This is a genomic window from Methylobacterium sp. WL6, assembly GCF_008040095.1.
GTDB lineage: Bacteria > Pseudomonadota > Alphaproteobacteria > Rhizobiales > Beijerinckiaceae > Methylobacterium.
On record NZ_VRVH01000418.1, the window covers coordinates 1 to 3,090 of the forward strand.

General features: G+C 71.4%; 4 protein-coding genes and 1 pseudogene. All 5 read left to right on the forward strand.

Annotated features, from left to right (window positions below; translation table 11 throughout):
• The coding region (locus FV230_RS26545; RefSeq protein WP_187275637.1) for a CbtA family protein at positions 1-394 on the forward strand (394 nt) is incomplete at its 5' end.
• Positions 387-755, forward strand: a complete 369-nt coding sequence (locus FV230_RS26550; protein ID WP_147844509.1) for a DUF1636 domain-containing protein — start codon at positions 387-389, stop codon at positions 753-755. The genes FV230_RS26545 and FV230_RS26550, both read left to right, overlap by 8 nt.
• Positions 756-773: 18 nt before the next feature.
• Complete coding sequence (gene cobW, locus FV230_RS26555) at positions 774-1,808, forward strand: cobalamin biosynthesis protein CobW (protein ID WP_147729440.1); 1,035 nt, start codon at positions 774-776, stop codon at positions 1,806-1,808.
• 57 nt (positions 1,809-1,865) lie between these two features.
• Positions 1,866-2,474, forward strand: a complete 609-nt coding sequence (locus FV230_RS26560; protein WP_147844510.1) for a Uma2 family endonuclease — start codon at positions 1,866-1,868, stop codon at positions 2,472-2,474.
• Positions 2,475-2,481: 7 nt separating this feature from the next.
• A pseudogene (locus FV230_RS26565) lies at positions 2,482-3,090 on the forward strand (cobaltochelatase subunit CobN); the annotation flags it as partial.

Here is a 3,090-nt window from a genome sequence, read left to right on the forward strand (position 1 = left end):
GAATGGTGCGGTGGGTCTGTGCTTCTGTTTTTTCCACCGCGGCGGGGCGTGGGGCGGGCCGCCCGAGCTGCCCGGCAGCGAGGCGGCCCCGCTGGCCGCCCGCCAGGTCTGGTGGGTGATGACGGCGTCGGCCACCGCGATGGGGATCTATCTCATCGCGATCCGCCGGGTGCCGATCACCATCCTCGGCGGGATCGTGCTCATCGTCGCTCCGCATCTGGCCGGTGCGCCGGAGGTGGCGGCGACGCCGTCCGAGCTTCCCGCCGGCCTCGCCGCGCAGTTCGCCGCGCGCTCGCTCGCCATCGCCTTCGTGTTCTGGGCGGTGATCGGGCTGGCCTTCGGGCGCGCCTGGCAGACCTTCGGCCCGAAGGCCGCGGCAGGCGCCCGTGGCTGACACGATCCTCTACGTCTGCACCACCTGCCGGATGGAGAGCGATGCGCCGGACGGCCCGCGCGCGGGCGCCCGCCTCTTCGACGCGTTGCGTGCGCTTCCCGCCCCCGACGGCGTGACGATCGAAGCGGTCGAGTGCCTGTCGGTCTGCAAGCGGCCCTGCACCGTCGCCGTGGCGGCGGAGGATCGCTGGACCTACGTCTACGGCGACCTCGACCCGGCGGATTCCGCACGCATCATTCTCGACGGCGTCGGCCTCTACGCCGGCACGCCCGACGGGATCGTGCCGTGGAAGCAGAGGCCGCAGGAATTCCGCAAGGGCGTCGTCGCCCGCATCCCCCCGTTTCCGCCGCGCGCGGCCTGAGCCATCGGCGAGATCCCCATGAGCATCGTCCAGAAGATCCCCTGCACCATCGTCACCGGCTTCCTCGGGGCGGGCAAGACGACGCTGGTGCGCCACGTGGTCGAGAATGCCGGCGGGCGCCGGCTCGCGATCCTCGTCAACGAGTTCGGCGACATCGGCTTCGACAAGTCGTTCCTCGCCGCCTGCGGCATCGAGGGCTGCACCGAGGATTCGATCGTCGAGCTTCCCAACGGCTGCATCTGCTGCACCGTCGCGGACGATTTCGTGCCGGCGATGACGGCTCTTCTCGATCGCCCGAATCCGCCCGAGCACATCCTGATCGAGACGTCCGGCCTCGCCCTGCCCAAGCCCCTGGTCCAGGCGTTCCAGTGGCCGGCGATCCGCTCGCGGGTGACCGTCGACGGCGTCGTCGCGGTCGTGGACGGGCCGGCGGTCGCCTCGGGCGCCTTCGCCGAGGACCCCGAGGCTCTGGCCAACCAGCGCGCTGCCGATACGGCGGTGGACCACGACAACCCGCTCGAGGAGGTGTTCGAGGACCAGCTCCTCTGCGCCGACCTCGTCGTGCTCAATAAGGCCGACCTCCTCGACGCCGCCGGCCTCGCGCAGGTGCGGGCCGAGGTGGAGCGCCAGCTTCCCCGCGCGGTGAAGGTGGTCGAGACAGCCCACGGCAAGATCGACCCGCGGGTGCTGCTCGGCCTCCAGGCCGCCGCCGAGGACGACCTCGACGCGCGCCCCTCGCATCACGGCGCGGGCGAGGATCACGACCACGACGACTTCGAGACCGTGGCGCTCCCGGTCCGCACGGCGATCACCGCCGCCGACCTCGCCGCCCGCGTCGAGAAGGCGGCCGAGACCGAGGGCGTCCTGCGCATCAAGGGCTTCTGCGCCGTCGAGGGCAAGCCGATGCGCCTCGTGGTGCAGGGCGTCGGCCGCCGCATCACCCATCATTTCGACCGTCCCTGGACGGCGGCCGAGCCCCGCGACGGCACGCTGGTGGTGATCGGCCTGAAGGGCTTCGACCAGGGCGCGGTCGCCGAAGCGCTCGCCGGCTAGGGGTTGTCCGCCGCACAGGCTACACTGCGCGTTTTCACGATCACCGCAGATTCCGGGATGCTGGACCGCCGACTTGAGCCGATGAGCATCAATGCGTTCTTCGCCTGGCAGGAAGCCCAAGCGGAGCGGTACGAGCTTGTCGGCGGTGTGCCGGTGCGGATGATGGCCGGGGCGCGCAACGTTCACGACGACATCGTCGTGAACATCCTCGCATGGTTGCGCACGGCCCTACGCGGAAGCGGATGCCGTCCGTTCACCGGGGACGGCAGCGTCGAAACGCTGCCCGGCCAGATCCGCCGCCCCGATATCGGGGTCGATTGCGGATCCCGCGATCCGAACGCGCTGAAGGCGGCGCAGCCGCGGCTGGTCGTCGAGGTGCTGTCGCCGAGCACGCGCGACTTCGATGCGTTCGAGAAGCTCGGCGAGTACCGCACGATGGCCGACCTGGAGCATATCCTGCTGGTGGAACCCAATGCGGCGGAACTCCGCCTCTGGACGCGTGATCCGGACCGGCATTGGGCTGAGACCCGTCTTCTCGGGCTCGACGCGACGGTCCCGCTCTTGGCGTTCGGGATCGCCATGCCCGCGGCCGAGATCTACGACGGCGTCGCATTTCCGAGCCGGCCCCGCCTCGTCCCCGACGAGCCGGGCGGCTCCGCAGGCTGACCATCGCATGCACCTGATCCGCATCGATACGGTGAGCCTCGACGACGGCGAGGCGGCGGTCGATCTCGGGCAACAGCCCGGCGACGTCGTGTTCCTGTCGTTTACGGATTCCGACCTGCTCGGCGTCGCCAATGCCCACGCGGCCTGCGGCCCGGGCTTCCCGTCGCTGCGCCTGGCCAAGCTGTCGCGCCTGCGCCACCCGATGTCGGTCGATCTCTACGTCGAGACCGTGGTGGCGAAGGCGAGGATCGTCGTGATCCGCTGCCTCGGCGGCCTCGACTACTGGCGCTACGGCGTCGAGCGCTGCGCCGCCGTCGCACGGGCCGCCGGCATCCCGCTGGTGATCCTGCCCGGCTGCGACAGGCCCGACCCGCGGCTCGCCGAGCTCTCGACCGCGCCCGACCTCGCGCCGGTGCTCGACGGATATTTCCGCGCCGGAGGCCCCGAGAACCTGCGCCGCATGCTCGGGCGCCTCGCGGCCGAGATCGGCGTCCCGACCACCGTCGAGACGCCCGAGACCTTGCCGCGCGGCTTCGCATGGTGCCCGGGCTGCGGACCGCTCGGCCTCGACGCGGCGCTCTCGCTCGGCGCCTCGCCGCTCGGCCTCGGCGCGCCC

What these genes read in the sequence shown, in the direction of transcription:
- cobW (WP_147729440.1), top strand. Translation starts at nt 774, where the DNA reads ATGAGCATCGTCCAGAAGATCCCCTGCACCATCGTCACCGGCTTCCTC.
- FV230_RS26560 (WP_147844510.1), top strand. Translation starts at nt 1,866, where the DNA reads ATGCTGGACCGCCGACTTGAGCCGATGAGCATCAATGCGTTCTTCGCC.